This is a genomic window from Streptomyces sp. NPDC042100 (assembly GCF_055582325.1).
Map to the genome: position 1 here is coordinate 213,771 of NZ_JBVJDK010000006.1, position 16,855 is coordinate 230,625.

13 protein-coding genes are annotated in these 16,855 nt (G+C 75.5%); 9 read left to right on the forward strand and 4 right to left on the reverse strand.

The window, feature by feature from the left end:
• Positions 1–56 precede the first annotated feature (56 nt).
• The gene (locus ACZ6J5_RS15755) at positions 57–623 is read right to left on the reverse strand and encodes an SDR family NAD(P)-dependent oxidoreductase (protein ID WP_469391690.1); all 567 of its coding nucleotides are present in this window, start codon (positions 621–623) and stop codon (positions 57–59) included.
• Positions 624–757: 134 nt separating this feature from the next.
• Between ACZ6J5_RS15755 and ACZ6J5_RS15760 the strand changes: the two genes are divergently transcribed.
• Positions 758–4,282 (forward strand): AfsR/SARP family transcriptional regulator, encoded by a 3,525-nt coding sequence (locus ACZ6J5_RS15760; RefSeq protein ID WP_469391692.1) that lies wholly within the window; start codon positions 758–760, stop codon positions 4,280–4,282.
• Positions 4,283–4,397: 115 nt separating this feature from the next.
• Here ACZ6J5_RS15760 and ACZ6J5_RS15765 read toward each other — a convergent pair whose 3' ends face one another.
• Both ACZ6J5_RS15765 and ACZ6J5_RS15770 read right to left on the reverse strand, forming a co-directional pair.
• The gene (locus tag ACZ6J5_RS15765; protein ID WP_469391694.1) at positions 4,398–5,078 is read right to left on the reverse strand and encodes a ScbR family autoregulator-binding transcription factor; all 681 of its coding nucleotides are present in this window, start codon (positions 5,076–5,078) and stop codon (positions 4,398–4,400) included.
• A gap of 360 nt (positions 5,079–5,438) precedes the next feature.
• On the reverse strand, positions 5,439–6,014 hold the full coding sequence (locus tag ACZ6J5_RS15770; protein ID WP_469391696.1) for a TetR family transcriptional regulator: 576 nt from the start codon (positions 6,012–6,014) through the stop codon (positions 5,439–5,441).
• Between the two features lie 342 nt (positions 6,015–6,356).
• On the opposite strand from ACZ6J5_RS15770, the gene ACZ6J5_RS15775 reads away from it, so the two are divergent.
• The 4 genes from ACZ6J5_RS15775 (at position 6,357) to ACZ6J5_RS15790 (ending at position 9,856) form a co-directional block, all read left to right on the forward strand.
• Positions 6,357–6,785, forward strand: coding sequence for a cell division protein SepF (locus ACZ6J5_RS15775; protein ID WP_469391698.1), 429 nt, complete (start codon positions 6,357–6,359; stop codon positions 6,783–6,785).
• An 874-nt stretch (positions 6,786–7,659) separates the two neighbouring features.
• A complete protein-coding gene (locus tag ACZ6J5_RS15780; RefSeq protein ID WP_469392154.1) occupies positions 7,660–8,880 on the forward strand; it encodes an AAA family ATPase in 1,221 nt (406 codons plus the stop codon).
• Positions 8,877–9,233 carry a nucleotide pyrophosphohydrolase gene (locus ACZ6J5_RS15785; protein ID WP_469391700.1) on the forward strand — a complete coding sequence of 119 codons (357 nt, stop codon included), beginning with the start codon at positions 8,877–8,879 and terminating at the stop codon, positions 9,231–9,233. The genes ACZ6J5_RS15780 and ACZ6J5_RS15785 overlap by 4 nt, the downstream gene beginning before the upstream one ends.
• Positions 9,234–9,358: 125 nt before the next feature.
• Positions 9,359–9,856: a DUF6099 family protein gene (locus tag ACZ6J5_RS15790; RefSeq protein ID WP_469391701.1), complete on the forward strand. Its 498-nt coding sequence runs from the start codon at positions 9,359–9,361 to the stop codon at positions 9,854–9,856.
• Between the two features lie 50 nt (positions 9,857–9,906).
• Here the strand turns inward: ACZ6J5_RS15790 and ACZ6J5_RS15795 are convergent, their stop codons facing one another.
• Positions 9,907–10,173, reverse strand: a complete 267-nt coding sequence (locus tag ACZ6J5_RS15795; RefSeq protein ID WP_469391703.1) for a hypothetical protein — start codon at positions 10,171–10,173, stop codon at positions 9,907–9,909.
• Positions 10,174–10,420: 247 nt separating this feature from the next.
• Between ACZ6J5_RS15795 and ACZ6J5_RS15800 the strand changes: the two genes are divergently transcribed.
• The 4 genes from ACZ6J5_RS15800 (at position 10,421) to ACZ6J5_RS15815 (ending at position 16,554) form a co-directional block, all read left to right on the forward strand.
• The gene (locus ACZ6J5_RS15800) at positions 10,421–11,344 is read left to right on the forward strand and encodes an LLM class F420-dependent oxidoreductase (RefSeq protein ID WP_469391705.1); all 924 of its coding nucleotides are present in this window, start codon (positions 10,421–10,423) and stop codon (positions 11,342–11,344) included.
• A gap of 4 nt (positions 11,345–11,348) precedes the next feature.
• Positions 11,349–12,263, forward strand: a complete 915-nt coding sequence (gene mmuM / locus ACZ6J5_RS15805) for a homocysteine S-methyltransferase (protein ID WP_469391707.1) — start codon at positions 11,349–11,351, stop codon at positions 12,261–12,263.
• A gap of 263 nt (positions 12,264–12,526) precedes the next feature.
• Complete coding sequence (locus ACZ6J5_RS15810; protein ID WP_469391709.1) at positions 12,527–14,029, forward strand: 3' terminal RNA ribose 2'-O-methyltransferase Hen1; 1,503 nt, start codon at positions 12,527–12,529, stop codon at positions 14,027–14,029.
• Complete coding sequence (locus ACZ6J5_RS15815) at positions 14,026–16,554, forward strand: polynucleotide kinase-phosphatase (protein WP_469391711.1); 2,529 nt, start codon at positions 14,026–14,028, stop codon at positions 16,552–16,554. The genes ACZ6J5_RS15810 and ACZ6J5_RS15815 overlap by 4 nt, the downstream gene beginning before the upstream one ends.
• The last annotated feature ends 301 nt before the right edge of the window (positions 16,555–16,855 follow it).

Consider the following 16,855-nt stretch of genomic DNA (forward strand, 5'->3'; position numbering starts at 1 on the left):
CGGGGTCGAAAGAGAAAGGCGCGGGCTCGGGCGGGACTTGACGGATTCCGTGTGGCCTAGGCCGGGCCGAGGCCGCCGTCCACGGGCAGGTGGGCGCCGGTCGTGAAGGTCGCGTCCGTGGCGAGGAAGAGCGCGGCACGCGCGACCTCCTCGGCGGAGCCGAGCCGGCCGAGCGGCGGCAGCGGCGGCGGGGCGACGGGCGGCGCCGCCTCGATACAGCCCGGGGCGACCGCGTTGACCCGGATGCCGCGCGGCGCGAGCTCGGCGGCGAGCGCCCGTACGGCCTCCGGGGACGGGGCGGGCGCGGTCAGCACCACGGCGCCGCCGTCCCGCAGCAGCGGCAGGAGGGGCCGGGCGGTCGCGACGGCGTCCGCGAAGAGCAGATCCGGGCCGTCGAGGCCGTCGAGGCCGTCCGGCCGACCGGCCGCGTCGTACGAGCCGTCCGGGCTCTCGACGACGTGGGCCGCCGAGCCGAGTTCGGAGCGGGCGTGGGCGCCGTCGGCCGCTGTGCGGGCGGTCAGCAGCACGCGCGCCCCGCCCTCCACCAGCCGCTTCGCGATGGCCAGGCCGATCCCGGTGTCCTGGCCGACCACGACGGCCCTCCTGCCCGCGTACCTGGTCATGACCGCCGCTCCTCTCCGCCGCCGGGTGATGGTTCTCCCCGACTGTGCGCCCGGCCGCTTCGGGGACGCTTCGGATGCGCTGACGGTCGGCTGACGCGCGTGTGCCGAGGCGGGGGCGGGGTACGGTGGCCGACATGCGCTTTGGGGTACTGGGACCGCTCGTGGTGTGGGACGACGAGGGCGCGGCGGTCACGGTCCCCGAGGTCAAGGTCCGTGCCCTGCTCGCCGACCTCCTCGCCCACGACGGGGACCCGGTCTCCGTCGACCGCCTCGTGCAGGACCTGTGGGGCGACGAACCGCCCGGCAAGCCCACGGGCGCCCTCCAGGCCAAGGTGTCCCAGCTCCGGCGGGTCATCGGGCGCGACCGGGTGGTCCACCAGGCGCCCGGCTACCGGCTGCGCCTCGACCGCGCGGCCCACGAGGTGGACGCCGACCGCTTCCGCGCCCTGGTGGCAGAGGCCCGCACCGTACGGGACCCGCGCGGGCGGGCCGCGCTGCTGACCGACGCCCTCGACCTGTGGCGGGGGCCCGCGTACGCGGACTTCGCCGACGAGGATTTCGCACGGGGGGCTGCCCAGCGCCTGGCCGAGCAGCGCCTGTCGGTGCTGGAGGAGCAGGCGGAGGCCCGGCTCCTGGCCGGTGACCACGTGCTGCTGGCCGGGGAGCTCGCGGCCCTCGTCGACCGGCACCCGCTGCGGGAGCGCCTCCGCGCGGTCCAGATGCGGGCCCTCTACCTGGCGGGCCGGCAGAGCGACGCGCTGGCCACCTACGAGGACCTGCGCGCCCGTCTCGCCGACGAGCTCGGCGTCGACCCGGGCCCCGCCCTGACCGCCCTCCACCAGGCCGTTCTGCGCCAGGACCCGCGCCTGGGGGAGGCGTCGGAGGCGGGCGCGGGGGCGTCGGGGACGCCAGGGGCGCTGGGGACGCTGGGGGCGCCAGGGGAGGAGCGGTCCGCCGCACCGGCCCAGTCGTCCGCGACCCACGCGAGCGATGCGACCCACGCGGGCCATGGGCTCTACACGGGCCACTCGCCCCGCTCGTCTCACCCGGCCTCCCTCGCAGGGCCCACGGCACCCGACGCCCCCACCCCCACCCCCACCCCGACTCCCTCCAATCTCCCCGTCCCCCTCACCCACCTCATCGGGCGCGAGGAGGCCGTCGCCCAGGTGACGGGTCTGCTCGGCGGCACCCGGCTGGTGACGCTCACCGGGGCCGGCGGCGTCGGCAAGACGCGGCTCGCCGTGGCGGCGGCCGAGGAACTGGCCGGGCGGCCGGAGCGGGCCGAACTCGGCGACGGCGTATGGCTCGTGGAGTTCGCGGGTGTACGCGGCGGCACGGCCGCCGACCTGGCGCAGGTCGTCGCCGCCACCCTCGGCATCCGCGACGACGCCCCGGCGGCGCTGCCCGGCACCGGCGCGGGCGCCGCGGGCGCGCCCTCGCCCGCGCACCGGCTCGCGGCGGCGCTGCGGGACCGGCGCAGCCTGCTGGTCCTGGACAACTGCGAGCACGTGGTGGACGCGGCGGTGGAGCTCGCGGAGCTGCTGCTGCGGACGGCACCGGGCCTGCGGGTCCTCGCCACCAGCCAGGAACCGCTGGGGCTGGCGGGGGAGGCGGTGTTCCCGGTGGAGCCGCTGGGGACGGCGGACGCGGTGCGCCTGTTCAGCGAGCGGGCCTCCGACCGCGACCCCGGCTTCCCGCGCGACCCGGCCGCCGTCGCGGCCGCCGACCGCGAGGCCGTGGCCGAGATCTGCCGCCGCCTGGACGGCATCCCGCTCGCCCTCGAACTCGCCGCCACTCGCGTACGAGCGCTGGGGGTACGGGAGTTGGCGGCGCGGCTCGGTGACCGGTTCCGGGTCCTGAACTCCCGTCGGCGTGGTGTCCCGGAGCGCCAGCAGACCCTGCGGGCGGTCATCGACTGGAGCTGGGAGCTGCTGAGCGCCCCCGAGCGCATCGTGCTGCGGCGGCTCGCGGTGCACAGCGACGGCTGCGACCTGGACGCGGCGGAGGCGACCTGCGCCGGGGACGGGGTGACCCGCGAGGAGATCCTCGACCTGGTGACGCGCCTGGTGGACCGGTCGCTCGTCGGCGTGGTGGACGGGCCGACCGGGCGGCGCTACCGCCTGCTGGAGTCGGTGGCGGCGTACGCGACCGAGCGGCTGCACGAGATGGCGGACCTGGCGGCCGTACGCGACCGGCACCTCCGCCACTACCTCGCTCTGGCCGAACGCGCGGAGCCCCGGCTGCGCGGCGCGGGCCAGCGCACCTGGCTGGCCCGCCTGGACGCGGACGCGGGCAACCTGCGCGCCGCCCTGGACGAGGCGATACGACGCTCCGTCGCAGGGGGGCAGGCATCCCCCGAGGCCCCTCCCGCGACACCCGGGGGTTGGTCCTCCGAGGCCGTCCGTCTCGCCACCGCGCTGGCCTGGTGGTGGCTGCTGCGCGGGCGGCTCGCCGAGGGGCGCCGCAGTCTGGCGGCGGTGCTCGCCACCGCACCCGACGACCGTCCGGCGGATCCGGAACTCGCCCTCCTTCACGGCGCCTTCGCGCTGCTCACCGGCGACCACGCGGAGGCGTGCGCGCTCGCCGACGCGGTCGCGACCGCCGACGGCGTGCCCGACCCCGTACGGCGGGCGCGGGCGCTGTGGCTGTGCGCGTACGGCCTGTTCAGCGTCGGTGACCCCGCCGAGAGCGCGGCGCTGAACACCCGGGCGCTCGGCCTGTTCGACGCGGCGGGCGAAGGGTGGGGCACCGCCGCCGCGCTCGGGCTGCGCGCCACGCTCGCCATGGCGGGCGGCGATCTGGCGGGGCTCGGCCGCGACGGGCTGCGCAGCGCCGAGCTCTTCCGTGAACTGGGCGATCGCTGGGGCGAGTTGCAGACGGTTTCCCCGCTCGCGTCGCTCGCCGAGATCAAGGGTGACTACGCCGACGCGACCCGTCGCCAGCGCGAAGGGCTCCTCATCGCGAGGGAGTTGGGTCTTGAGGCGGAGGTGTCGGCCCGGCTGTCCGGGCTCGGCCGGCTCGCCCTGCTGGACCACGACTGGGACCGGGGCCGCGATCTGCACGAGCAGGCCCGCCGGATCGCCGCCGAACAGGGTTACAAATACGGCGAGATCCACTCCGAGATGGGCCTGGCGCTCGGCGCCCGCCGCTCCGGCGACCTCGGCGCAGCCGAGACCCACCTGCTGCGCATCCGGGACGGTTACGCCGAGCTGTCCTCGGCGGCGGGTGACCACCTGCTCTTCGCCGAGCTCGGCTTCCTGGCCGAACTGCGCGGCGACGCGGCGGGGGCCGCCGCGCACCACCTGCGCGGCTGGTCCGTCGCCCGGGCGCTCGACGAACCGCGCGCGCTGGCGCTGTCGTTGGAGGGCCTGGCGGGCGCGGCACTGCCGGCCGGGGGCGCCCGGGGCCCGGCGGTCGCCGCGCTGCTGCTGGGCGCGGCGGACGCGGCGCGCCGGGGCGTGGGAGCCCCGCTGCCGCCCGCCGAGCGGGGCGACGTGGACCGCGTCGCGCGGGCGGCCGGGGTGGCGCTGGGCGGGGCCGGGTACGAGGCCGCGTTCGCCAGGGGCGCCGGACTGACCGCGTACGAGGCCGTGGCACGGGCCGGGGAGGAACTGAACTGGCCCCTGGACCAGCCGGTCACGGACGGACCGGCGGACTGACGGAAGGACCGACCGCCCTGCCGACGGGCACGCGGTGACGTGTGCGGTGTGGGGTGTGCGGTGTGGGGTCTGGGGTCTGAGGTCTGGGGTGTGAGGTGTGACGCGGGCGGGGCGATCAGCCGCGCGGCGCGGACGGGCAGAGTTCGATGTCCTCCTCGGCGCACGGGATGATCGCCCGCACCACCGCGATCGTGCGTTCCGGCAGGTCGGCACGGTTGTTGAGGACCCAGGAGATGTGCTGCGCCCCGAAGAAGGCGGAGACGAGGACGGTCGCGAGATTGGTGGACGCGGTGAGGGCGCCGGGGGGGTCGGCCCCGTCGCCCGCGGTCTCCTTGGCGAGCCAGGAGGTGATGAGGTCCGTGTACCCCTCGTACGGGAGCGGGATCTGGGCGCCGATCAGCTGGCGTTCCAGCTGTAGCCGGGCCCCGGCCTGGAGCGCGGTCTCGTCACGGAAGGCGACGGCGGTGCGGATCAGCAGCTCGGCGACGGCGCTGACCGGCGGAAGGCCCAACTCCTCGACGGTACGGGCGATCTCGCCGATCCGGCGGTTGAAGAGCTCGGTCACCGCGACGGCCAGCGCGTCCTTGTTCTCGTAGTGAAAGTAGACGGCGCCCTTGGTCATGCCGGCCGACTGGGCCACGTCCAGGATGGTCACCGCCGGATACCCCTTGGCGGCGAAGGCGGAGGCGGCCGAGGCGAGCACCCGTTCCCGTGTCCGTACCGCGCGCTCCTGCTTCAGCTCCTTGGTGACGGCGGGAGCCGAAACGCTGAAGATGTCGCCCGAGTTGGCTGCCATGCCCCGTCCCATTCCCGCGGCCCCACTGATCCCCGTTTCGTACCGCCGGGAAGGAATCGTACGGGAGGGTGGCCGAAAACCGAAGGGCGCACCGCGCGCGCCGCGCCGCGCTCGCGGCGGCCGCTCCCACATCGGGGGAAGCGGCTCCGGACGGGCGCGCGAGACAGTCGAGTTGGGCCCGGACGCGTGCCCGCTGAGACCCCATCCCATGGGCGGCCCGCCCGCGCCCGGCACCTCCGCGCGCCGCCCGCTCGCCGGCACGAACCCCGGCTCGAACTCGCCGGTGCCCGGGGGTGGGCCTCTACGCGGACCATGACGTGGACCTCTGGCCGGCTTCCGGGCCGACGCTTACGCGGCTCTCTACGCGGCCCTCCCGCCGGCCTTCTCCCCGGCCTCCAGCAACTGCCAGACCTGACAGACCTGCCGGGTGCTGTGGGCGGGGGAGGCGTCGGTCGGCGCGGTGTAGCCCATGCCGAGCATCAGGGACAGGAACATCGAGCCGAGGACCTCGGGGCTGTGGGTCGCGGCGAGTTCCGCCCGGTCCTGGGCGGCGGTGACGAGCCGGGTGAGCTCGACCGTCAGGTCCGTGACCGCCTGCGGGGCGGTGTCGCGCGCGGAGGCCTCCTCGTACGCGAGGCGCAGGCCCGCGCGGAAGCGGAGGTCGGTGTGCATCCGGTGGACGAAGCCGACCGTGACGCGGTGCAGGACGGCGAGCGGCGGATCGGACTCGCCGATCGTCCGGAACAGCTCGCGCCACCCGGCGTCGAAGGCGGAGGTGAAGACGGCGGCCAGGGCCTCCTTCGAGGAGAAATGGCCGTACAGCGCGCCTTTGGTCATCCCCGCCTGGACGGATATGCGCTGCAGGTTGGCCCCCGCGAAGCCGTGCCGGGCGAATTCCTCGGCCGACGCGTCCAGGAAGCGTTCCTGTGTCCTCACCGCTCTCTCCTGCTTCGCCACGGTGTCCCTCCGGAGTCGCTCGGTCACGGAAAATAACAGTCTCTGGAGAATTTTTTCTCGTGGGAGCTCTCATACCCCGGGGCGCGGCGCCATGGCAACCAAGCGATCCCGTCGAGATGGTGACGGAACGGCACGTACCGGCGGACGCGGCGGCGAGATCGGCGCGAAGGCGTGCGGCGATGGCGAGAAGCGGACGGCGGGCCGATCCGAGATGACACGGCGAGCCAAGGGGTGATCTTGTGGGGGCTGCCCGGGTGAGACGAGCCCAGTCCGCTCGTGTCGCTGTTGGGCCGAACGGGTGAGTAACGGGAGGATGGGTCCATGAGTAGGTACGAGAGGTACGACGTCACCGACGAGCAGTGGGAGGGCCTCGCGCAGGTCGTGCCTCTGCGCGGCCGTGACGAATGGCCGTCCAGGGTCGACCACCACACGATCCCCGAGCAGTACGGAGCGGCCGAGCAGCGCCGCATGGTCGTGCTGCGTGTCCAGGTCTTCGCCGACGCCCGCGAGGTCGCGGAGTACCTCATCGCCCAGATCCCGGTCCTCCTCGATCTGACGAGCGCCGACACCGAGGTCGCCAAGCGGATCCTCGACTTCAGCAGCGGCGTGGTCTTCGGCCTCGGCAGCGGGATGCACCGGGTCGACCGGAACGTCTTCCTCCTCGCGCCGGCCGGTACGGAGGTCGAGGGCGCGGAGGCGGAGTCGGTGGAGGACGTCGACAGAACCGGGGTCACGGTCCCCCGTTCGTAGGAAGGTCATTCAGACGTAACGGTTCGTCACGCGGAGCGCTGCGTACGGTCCGATCATGACCACCACCGGCGGCTCCGCCCCCGCCCGCACGTCCCCCTGCCCGCCCGCCCCCACCTGCGAGGGCGCCGGCCCGACCCGCCCGGATCGGCCCGACGCCGGGGCGGCGGGGACCCTTGGGACGGAGGGGGCCGGCGGCGGGCTCGACGGGGCCGAACCGGACGTTCCCGTACGCCCTTCGGCACCCGGTTCCGGCGCGGGCGCGACGCCCGGTTCGGGTGCGGTGCCCGGTCCGGGTGTGGTGCCCGATTCCGGCTCCGGCGCCGCCTCCGGGCCCGGGGCCGAGCCCGCTTCGGGCTCCGGCGCGCCCGTCCCCGGCCCCGACTCCACCCTGAGCGTCCCCGTCCCCGGCCCCGACTCCACCCTGAGCATCCCCGCCCCCGTCTCCGGCTCCGCCCCGAGCGCCCCCGCGCACGCCCCCGACTCCGCCCCGAGCGTCCCCGCCCAGGGCGGCACCCGGGGACGCACTCGCACCCCGGGCCAGACCCAGGCTCCAGGCCAAGCCCAGGCTCCGGGCGGGACCCAGCCTCAGCGCCAAGCTCAGGCTCCGGGCCAAGCCCAAGCTCCACGCCAAGCCCAAGCTCAGGGCCGGTCGCAGGCTCCCGGGCGGCCCCAAGTGCCGGGCCGGGTGCCGCCGCCTGGCCGGGTCCCGCCCCCCGGACTGGTGCCGCCCCCCGGCAGGATCCCGCCCGCCGGTCCCGCTCAGGCTTCCGGTCGTGGCCGGCCCCCGGCCTCCGGTCGTCCCCCGGTCCGGGGCCTCGCGCCCGCCCGGCGCCCGTCGCCGCCGTTCCAGAACCCGGCGCCCTACCCGGGCCCCATTCCCGGCTCCGCCTCCGCCTCGGCTTCCGTCTCCGGGGGGCGGGGGCAGCAGCGGCCGGTCGTCACCGAGCTGCGGCTGTCCGCGTTCGCGGTGCACCGGGCGGCCGTGCTGCCGCTCGGGCCCGTGACCTTGCTGCGGGGGCCCAGCGGCAGCGGGAAATCGAGCGCGCTGCGGGCGTACGAGGCGCTGGCGATGCTCGGGGCGGGCGCCGGGCTCGGCGAGGCGCTGCCGGACGCGGCCGATCTGGTCCCGGAGCGGGCACGGCCCGACGCGCAGGGAAGGCGGGGCTTCCGGATCGGCTGCACGGTCGAGGGGTCGGCGGGCCCGGTACGGCTCGATGTCGCCGTCCAGGCGGAACCCCGGCTGCGGATCGTCGGCGAGCGGCTCACCGCGAACGGCCGCACCCTCCTGGCCACCGCCCTGCGCGACCCGGAGCGCAGCACGGTGCAGGCCGAGTGGCACACGGCGGGGAGCACTCCGGTCACCCGGGGGCCGCTCCCCGACGACCTGCTCGGCACCGCCCTGCTGCCGCTGCGGGTCGCGGGCAAGACCAAGGGGCAACTGGAGGTGCTGGCGGCCGCGGAACAGGTGCTGGTGGGATTGCGGTCGGTGTTCGCGTGCGACCCGAGGCCCGCGGGGATGCGGGCGCCGGTCCCGGTCGGCGAGGGCCGGCTGCGGCGCGACTGCCGCAACCTCGCCGAGGTGCTGCACCGCACGGCCACCGAGTGCCCGCGCCGGCACGCGCGGTTCGCGGCGGTGGCCGGCGCGGGCTGCGCGGGGCCGGTCACGGGGCTCGGGCTGCGCGAGCCCGCCGAGGGCCTGGTGCAGGCGGTGCTGGAGCGCGGCGCGGGACGGGGCCCGACCCCGCTGGGCCGGCTCGGGGAGGGCGAGCTGCGCTATCTGGCCCTCGCGCTCGTCCTGCTCACGGGCCCGGGGGTGCTCGCGGTGGACCCGCTCGCCGAGGTCCCCGAGGCGATGCGGACGCTGACGGTCCTCGCCGACGGCCTGGACCGGGGGCTCGACCCGCGCCAGTTCCGCGAACTGCTCGGGCTCGCGGCCTCGATCTGCGCCAACGGGCACATGCGGCTGGTGGGCACGGTGGGGACGGCGTGGGGCGCGGGGCCGGGCGACCCGGGCGAGGCGGGGGAGCCGGGCGAGGCGGGCGGTGCGGGCGGAGACTGGGGGCCGGGGGTGACGGTGGTAGACCTGGGGACGTGACCGAACCAGATGTAGCGGGCCTGCAGCGCCGCCTCGCCGACTTCGCGGCCGCCCGGCGGTGGCAGCCGTACCACAACCCCAAGAACCTGGCGGCGGCGCTCAGCGTCGAGGCGTCCGAACTCCTGGAGATCTTCCAGTGGTTGACGCCCGAGCAGGCTGAGCGAGTGATGGAGGACCCGGACACCGCGCACCGGGTGGGCGACGAGGTGGCGGACGTCCTCGCCTATCTGCTCCAGTTCTGCACCGCGCTCGGGGTCGATCCGCTCGCCGCGCTGGCGGCGAAGATCGACCGGAACGAGCTCCGCTTCCCGGTCCGCGCCGAGAACGACACTCATCGTCACTCTTCGGAGTGATCGACTTATCCCCACCGAGCCACCTGTCCACAGATTTCCGAATTCCCCTGGTGTTTGGGCTCAGTCGGCCTCACGCTGGGTAATGAATTGATGGGCAGTAAGTCATAAGAACGGGGGCGGCGTTGATGGAAGCGGAGCGACTCATCGCGACCGGTCGACACGCGTTGGCCGAGAGCCGCACGGCGCTGGACATCGTGGCGGAGGCCTGGCAGGCACAAGTGCTCGCCCAGGCGATAGGAAGTCATCTGCTGCTCTGCGGACTGCTGGAGCTGCGGAGCGAGGCGCGGGGACTGAGCGAGATCGGGGTGGGGCGCGGTCCGGTGGACCACCCCACGCTGCGCGGCGGGGTGCCGAGGGCCGCGCGGCTCACCGAAGTGGCGGACGAGCGGGCCGCGTTGACGGCGCTCGCGGCGCTCCTCGGCGAGGTGGGATTCGCCCTGGTCGGAGTGGCCTGCGCCACGGACGAGGAGGGGCTCTACTGGCAGTGCATAGAGGCGATCGACGCCGCCGACGAGGCCGGTGACCGGGTGCGCGGGATGCTGCGCCGCCTCACGGAGCGGGAGCGCGGCCGTCCGCCCGACCCGGCGCGGGGGCGGGCCGGTCCGAGACCGGGCCCGCGATGAGGAGCGCCCCGGCCTCGGCCGGCCCGGGGCGGGGAGTGCCGGTGAGGGCGTCAGTCGAGGCCGCCGCCGCGCGGCTCCGCGGTGCCCGCCTGGCGGTCGGCGGAGGACTGGATGTCCGCGTCGAGCTGCGTCAGGTCGGCCGAGAGCGCGGCCATCAGCTCCTCCATCTGCTGGAGCAGGCCCTTCGGAGCGCCGCCGCTCTGCTGCTCGGGCACGGTCGGCGCCGGCTGTGCCGACTGCTGCCCCGGCGGCACCGGAGTCACCTGCGGTACGGGCTGCTCGGGCACGGCCCGCTCCGGCGCGGCTTCCTGGGACATGTCGGCCTCCTGGCCCAGGCCCCTCCGCTGCGGGAAGGGCCACGAGAAGGTGCGTCGCACCGGCAACGGCCGCCGGCACGCGGGCCGGGCGGTCCGGCTCCGCCCGAGCCAACGACGGGTCACGGGCCCCGGTCACTGGCCTGGCGGGACGCCGCCCGCCCAGGGGGCGGATATTCACCCGACCGGGCCGGTGGTGATCGTTCGCTGACGAAGTGGTTGACGCACCCGCGCGGTGCAGGATGGAGGCATGGACCTTCGCATCTTCACGGAGCCCCAGCAGGGCGCCGACTACGACACTCTTCTCAGGGTCGCCAAGGCCACCGAGGACCTCGGCTTCGACGCGTTCTTCCGCTCCGACCACTATCTCCGGATGGGACCCGGCGACGGGATGCCCGGACCCACCGACGCGTGGATCACCCTCGCCGGGCTCGCCCGGGAGACCCGGCGGATCCGCCTCGGCACGCTGATGACGGCGGGCACCTTCCGGCTCCCCGGCGTGCTGGCCATCCAGGTCGCCCAGGTCGACCGGATGTCCGGCGGCCGGATCGAACTGGGCCTGGGGGCGGGCTGGTTCGAGGAGGAGCACCGGGCGTACGGCATCCCCTTCCCGAAGGAGAGGTTCGGGCGTCTGGAGGAGCAGCTGGAGATCGTCACCGGCCTCTGGGGCACCGAGCCGGGCAAGACCTTCTCCCACGAGGGGCGGCACTACCGGATCGAGGACTCGCCCGCGCTGCCCAAGCCGGCCCAGGCGCGGATCCCGGTCCTCGTCGGCGGGCACGGGGCGCGCCGCACCCCACGGCTGGCCGCGCGGTTCGCGGACGAGTTCAACATCCCGTTCGCCTCGCTGGAGGACACGGAGCGGCAGTTCGGGCGGGTGCGGGACGCCGTCGCGGAGGCCGGGCGTCCGGCGGACGCGCTGGTGTACTCGAACGCGCTGGTCGTCTGCGTCGGCCGGGACGACGCCGAGGTCGCCCGGCGGGCCGCAGCGATCGGACGGGAGGTCGCCGAGCTGAAGGCGAACGGCCTCGCGGGGACGCCCGCCGAGGTCGTCGAGAAGATCGGGAGGTACGGTGCAGTCGGCTCCCGCCGGATCTACCTCCAGGTGCTCGACCTGGACGATCTGGACCACCTGGAGCTGATCTCGACACAGGTCCAGACGCAGCTGGGGTGACCCGATGAAACCCGTACGTACGCTCGCCGCCGCCCTCGCCGAGCAGGTGCTCGTGCTCGACGGCGGGCTCTCCAACCAGCTCCAGGCGCAGGGCTGCGACCTCTCCGACGCGCTCTGGTCCGCCCGGCTGCTCGCCGACGGGCCGGAGCAGATCGAGGCGGCCCACGCGGCGTACGTACGTGCCGGGGCGCAGGTCCTGATCACCTCCAGCTACCAGGCCACGTTCGAGGGCTTCGCCCGGCGCGGGACCGGGCGGGCCGAGGCGGCGCGGCTGCTCGCCCGGAGCGTGGAGCTGGCCCGGGCGGCGGGGGAGGGCACGGACCGGGAGGTGTGGGTCGCCGCGTCCGTCGGGCCGTACGGGGCGATGCTCGCCGACGGCAGCGAGTACCGGGGCCGGTACGGGCTCTCGGTCGGCGAGCTCGAACGGTTCCACCGGCCCCGGGTGGAGGCCCTGGCTGAGGCGGGCCCGGACGTCCTCGCCCTGGAGACGGTGCCGGACGCCGACGAGGCGGAGGGCCTGCTGCGCGCGGTCGAGGGCTGCGGGGTGCCGGTCTGGCTCTCGTACACGGTCGACGGGCTCCGCACCCGGGCCGGGCAGCCCCTGGAGGAGGCCTTCGCGGTGGCGGCCGGACTCGACGGGGTCGTCGCCGTCGGTGTGAACTGCTGCGACCCGCGCGACGCCGGGCCCGCCGTGGAGATCGCGGCCTCGGTCACCGGCAAGCCCGTGGTCGTCTACCCCAACAGCGGCGAGGAGTGGGACGCCGGGGCCCGCGACTGGCGGGGCGGGGCCACGCTCGCCCCGGACACCACCGCCCGCTGGCGCGCGGACGGCGCGCGCCTCGTCGGCGGCTGCTGCCGGGTCGGCCCCGACCTGATCGCCGGGCTGGCCGGCACCCTGGCGGCCGGGCCGGGGAAGTAGCCCGGCCGGAGGCGGCCCCCGTCCGGCTCCGGTACCGGCCCCGTCCGCCTCGGGCTCCGTCCGGCTCCGGCCCGTCCGCCCCGCTCCCCGTCTGCCTCCGGTACCGGCCCCGTCCGCCCTGCTCCTCGTCCGGCTCCGGTACCGGCCCCGTCCGCCCGATCCCCGGCCGGCTCCGGCTCCGGCCCGTCCGCCCCGCTCCCCGGGTGCTCTCCCCGCCCGAAAATGCCTGGTCGGTGCGGGGGCCGGTGGTCATACTCGGACGGGTGTTCCTGACGATCAGTACCACCGGTACCCCTGAGCGCCCCGCGACCGATCTCGGCTTTCTGCTGCACAAGCATCCCGAGAAGGCGCAGGCGTTCTCGACCTCGCACGGCACCGCCCATGTGCTGTACCCCGAGGCGAGCGCCGAGCGGTGCACGGCGGCGCTCCTCCTGGAGGTCGACCCCGTGGCCCTCGTGCGCCGAGGCAGGGGCAAGGGCCGGGGCGGCGCTCCCGACGCCGCGCTGGCGCAGTACGTGAACGACCGGCCCTACGCCGCGTCCTCGCTGCTCGCCGTCGCGCTCGCCAAGGTCTTCAAGAGCGCCCTGCACGGTTCCTGCGCGGCCCTGCCGGAGCGCGCCGCCGAGCCGCTGCCGCTGCGGATCGAGATCCCCGCGCTCCCGGCCCGAGGCGGCGCCGCCCTGGTCAGCCGCCTGTTCGGCCCGCTGGGCTGGGCGACGGTGACGGCCGAACCGCTCGCGCTGGACCCGGAGTTCCCCGCCTGGGGCGATTCGCGCTACGTGCGGCTGGTCCTGGAGGGCGAACTGCGGCTGGCCGACGCGCTGAACCAGCTCTACGTCCTGCTGCCGGTGCTCGACGACGCCAAGCACTACTGGGTCGCCCCCGACGAGGTCGACAAGCTGCTGCGCGCCGGTGACGGCTGGCTCGCCGGGCACCCGGAGCGGCAGCTCATCACCAGCCGCTACCTGGCGCGCCGCTGGGGACTGACCCGCGCGGCGACCGAGCGGCTGGAGCTGACGCGGCTCGCCGAGGCGGACGGTCTGGAGGTGGAGGACGTCGACAACGCCGTCGACGAGACCACTGACACCGAGGAGCGGCCGGTGCCGCTCGCCGAGCACCGGCGCTCCGCGATCCTGGAGGCCCTGCGCGCCGCCGGAGCGGCCCGGGTCCTCGACCTGGGCTGCGGACAGGGCCAGTTGGTGCAGGCGCTGCTCAAGGACGTCCGGTTCACCGAGATCGTCGGCGTGGACGTGTCGGCCCGCGCCCTGTCCGTCGCCGCCCGCCGGCTCCGCCTGGAGCGGATGGGCGAGCGGCAGGCGTCCCGGGTGAAGCTGCTCCAGGGCTCGCTCACGTACACCGACAAGCGGCTGGCCGGCTATGACGCCGCCGTCCTCAGCGAGGTGATCGAGCACCTGGACCTGCCTCGGCTGCCCGCCCTGGAGTACGCGGTGTTCGGCTCCGCGCGCCCCCGGACGGCGATCGTGACGACCCCGAACGTCGAGTACAACGTGCGCTGGGAGTCGCTGCCCGCCGGGCACGTCCGGCACGGCGACCACCGCTTCGAGTGGACCCGCGAGGAGTTCCGGGGCTGGGCGGCCGGTGTCGCGGCGGCCTACGGCTACGAGGTCGCCTTCGTGCCCGTGGGACCCGACGACCCCGAGGTCGGCCCGCCGACCCAGATGGCCGTGTTCACCCGTACCGGAACCACCGAGGGACCCGCCACCGCTCCCCGTACCGACGAGGCCTTGAAGGAGGCCGGCGCATGACCCGTACGCTTCCCGTCACCGACCTGTCCCTCGTCGTGCTCATCGGGGCCACCGGCTCCGGCAAGTCGACCTTCGCCCGGCGTCACTTCGAGCCGACCGAGATCGTCTCCTCCGACTTCTGCCGGGGGCTCGTCGCCGACGACGAGAACGACCAGAGCGCCAGCAAGGACGCCTTCGACGTCCTCCACTACATCGCCGGCAAGCGGCTCGCCGCCGGACGGCTGACCGTCGTCGACGCCACCAGCGTGCAGCGCGAGGCGCGGCGGCAGCTCGTCGAGCTCGCCCGCGCGCACGACGTGCTGCCCATCGCGATCGTCCTCGACCTGCCCGAGGAGGTGTGCGCGGAGCGCAACGCCACCCGGCCCGACCGGGCCGGGCTGCCCCGCCACGTCATCCAGCGGCACCGCCGCGAGCTGCGCCGCTCGCTGCGCGGGCTGGCCCGGGAGGGCTTCCGCAAGGTGCACGTACTGCGCTCCGAGGAGGAGGTGGCGGAGGCCGAGGTCGTGCGGGAGAAGCGCTTCAACGACCTGCGCCACCTCACCGGCCCCTTCGACGTCATCGGCGACGTGCACGGCTGCCGCTCCGAGCTGGAGACCCTGCTGGGCAAGCTCGGCTACGTGGACGGGCGCCACCCCGGGGGCCGTACCGCCGTCTTCGTCGGCGACCTCGTCGACCGGGGTCCGGACAGCCCCGGCGTGCTGCGCCGGGTCATGGGCATGGTGGCCGCCGGGGACGCGCTGTGCGTGCCGGGCAACCACGAGAACAAGCTGGGCCGCTGGCTGCGGGGCCGCACGGTGCGGGAGACGCACGGGCTCGCCGAGACGATCGAGCAGCTGGGGCGCGAGCCGGAGGAGTTCCGCGCCGAGGTGTCGGCGTTCATCGACGGGCTGGTCAGCCACTACGTCCTCGACGAGGGCCGGCTGGTGGTCTGCCACGCGGGGCTGCCCGAGAAGTACCACGGGCGCACGTCCGGCCGGGTCCGCGCGCACGCCCTGTACGGGGACACGACCGGCGAGACCGACGAGTTCGGCCTGCCGGTGCGCTACCCGTGGGCGGAGGAGTACCGGGGCAGGGCGACCGTCGTCTACGGGCACACGCCGGTCCCGGACACCTCGTGGATCAACAACACCCTCTGCCTCGACACCGGGGCCGTGTTCGGCGGGCGGATGACCGCGCTGCGCTGGCCCGAGCGCGAGCTCGTCGACGTGCCGGCCGAGCGGGTCTGGTACGAGCCGGCCCGGCCGCTCGTGGCCGACGCGCCCGGCGGTCACGAGGGCCGGCCGCTGGACCTGGCCGACGTGCACGGGCGCCGGACCGTGGAGACCCGGCGGTCCGGCAACGTCGCCGTGCGCGAGGAGAACGCGGCGGCGGCGCTGGAGGTCATGAGCCGCTTCGCCGTCGATCCCCGGCTGCTGGCGTATCTGCCGCCGACGATGGCGCCGACCGCGACCTCGCGGCAGGAGGGCTACCTGGAGCACCCGGCCGAGGCGTTCGCCCAGTACGCCGCCGCCGGGGTCGGCGAGGTCGTGTGCGAGGAGAAGCACATGGGCTCGCGGGCCGTGGCGCTGGTCTGCCGGGACGCCGGGGCGGCCCGGGAGCGGTTCGGCGTGGACGGGCCGACCGGCGCCCTGCACACCCGTACCGGCCGCCCGTTCTTCGACGACCCGGAGACGACCGAGCGGGTCCTGGCGCGGCTGCGGGAGGCGATCGGCGCCGCCGGGCTGTGGGACGAGCTCGACACGGACTGGCTGCTGCTGGACGGAGAGCTGATGCCGTGGTCGCTGAAGTCGGCGGGGCTGCTGCGCAGTCAGTACGCGGCGGTCGGCGCCGCCTCCCGCGCGGTCTTCCCGGACGTGCTGGGCGCGCTGGAGCGGGCCGCCGGGCGCGGGGTGGCCGGGCTCGACGGGCTGCTGGAGCGGCAGCGGGGGCGGGCGGCGGACGCGGCGGCGTTCACCGAGGCGTACCGGCGCTACTGCTGGCCGACCGAGGACCTGGAGGGCGTGCGCTTCGCCCCGTTCCAGCTGCTCGCCGCGCGCGGGCGCTCGCTGGCCGGCGTGCCGCACGACGAGCAGCTCGGCCTGCTCGACCGGCTGGTGGAGCACGACCCGAGCGGGCTGCTCCAGGCCACCCGCCGGCTCGTGGTCGACCCGTCCGACGAGGACGCGGTGCGGGCCGGGGTGGACTGGTGGCTCGAACTGACCGGCGCGGGCGGCGAGGGCATGGTGGTGAAGCCGCTGGCCGCCCTGGTCCGGGACGCCGGCGGGCGGCTCGTACAGCCGGGTGTGAAGGTGCGCGGCCGGGAGTACCTGCGGATCGTGTACGGCCCCGAGTACACCCGTCCGGAGAACCTGGCGCGGCTGCGGGAGCGTTTCCTCGGCCACAAGAACTCCCTCGCGCTGCGGGAGTACGCGCTCGGCCTGGAGGCCCTCGACCGGCTGGCCGACGGGGAGCCGCTGTGGCGGGTGCACGAGGCCGTGTTCGCGGTCCTCGCGCTGGAGTCGGAGCCGGTCGATCCGAGGCTCTGACCACCCGCGATCTGTCGCGCGCATGACCGAAATTCGGTCATGCGCGCGACGGAATCGCGCCGGGCACCCGGCGCCCCGCGCGCCCGTTTCCCCGGGAGTGAGCCCGTCGTACACGCGCCCGTGACCTCGGCGCCCGCCGTACGACGGGCCCGTCGGGGCGGCCGCGGGGCCGGGGGGTGACAGGGGGCGCAAGCGTGCCGAAAACGGCGCTCCCTTGCGCCCCCGGTGTTCATCGCCGAGCGCGTTGACGCGATTCTCGGCCAGCCTCTAGCGTTCTCACCCCACGGCGTGACACAGCGTC

Excerpts from the sequence above, each read along its gene's own strand:
- ACZ6J5_RS15755 (WP_469391690.1), bottom strand. The coding sequence starts at position 623 with ATGACCAGGTACGCGGGCAGGAGGGCCGTCGTGGTCGGCCAGGACACC.
- ACZ6J5_RS15760 (WP_469391692.1), top strand. The coding sequence starts at position 758 with ATGCGCTTTGGGGTACTGGGACCGCTCGTGGTGTGGGACGACGAGGGC.
- ACZ6J5_RS15765 (WP_469391694.1), bottom strand. The coding sequence starts at position 5,078 with ATGGCAGCCAACTCGGGCGACATCTTCAGCGTTTCGGCTCCCGCCGTC.
- ACZ6J5_RS15775 (WP_469391698.1), top strand. The coding sequence starts at position 6,357 with ATGAGTAGGTACGAGAGGTACGACGTCACCGACGAGCAGTGGGAGGGC.
- ACZ6J5_RS15790 (WP_469391701.1), top strand. The coding sequence starts at position 9,359 with ATGGAAGCGGAGCGACTCATCGCGACCGGTCGACACGCGTTGGCCGAG.
- ACZ6J5_RS15795 (WP_469391703.1), bottom strand. The coding sequence starts at position 10,173 with ATGTCCCAGGAAGCCGCGCCGGAGCGGGCCGTGCCCGAGCAGCCCGTA.
- ACZ6J5_RS15800 (WP_469391705.1), top strand. The coding sequence starts at position 10,421 with ATGGACCTTCGCATCTTCACGGAGCCCCAGCAGGGCGCCGACTACGAC.
- mmuM (WP_469391707.1), top strand. The coding sequence starts at position 11,349 with ATGAAACCCGTACGTACGCTCGCCGCCGCCCTCGCCGAGCAGGTGCTC.
- ACZ6J5_RS15815 (WP_469391711.1), top strand. The coding sequence starts at position 14,026 with ATGACCCGTACGCTTCCCGTCACCGACCTGTCCCTCGTCGTGCTCATC.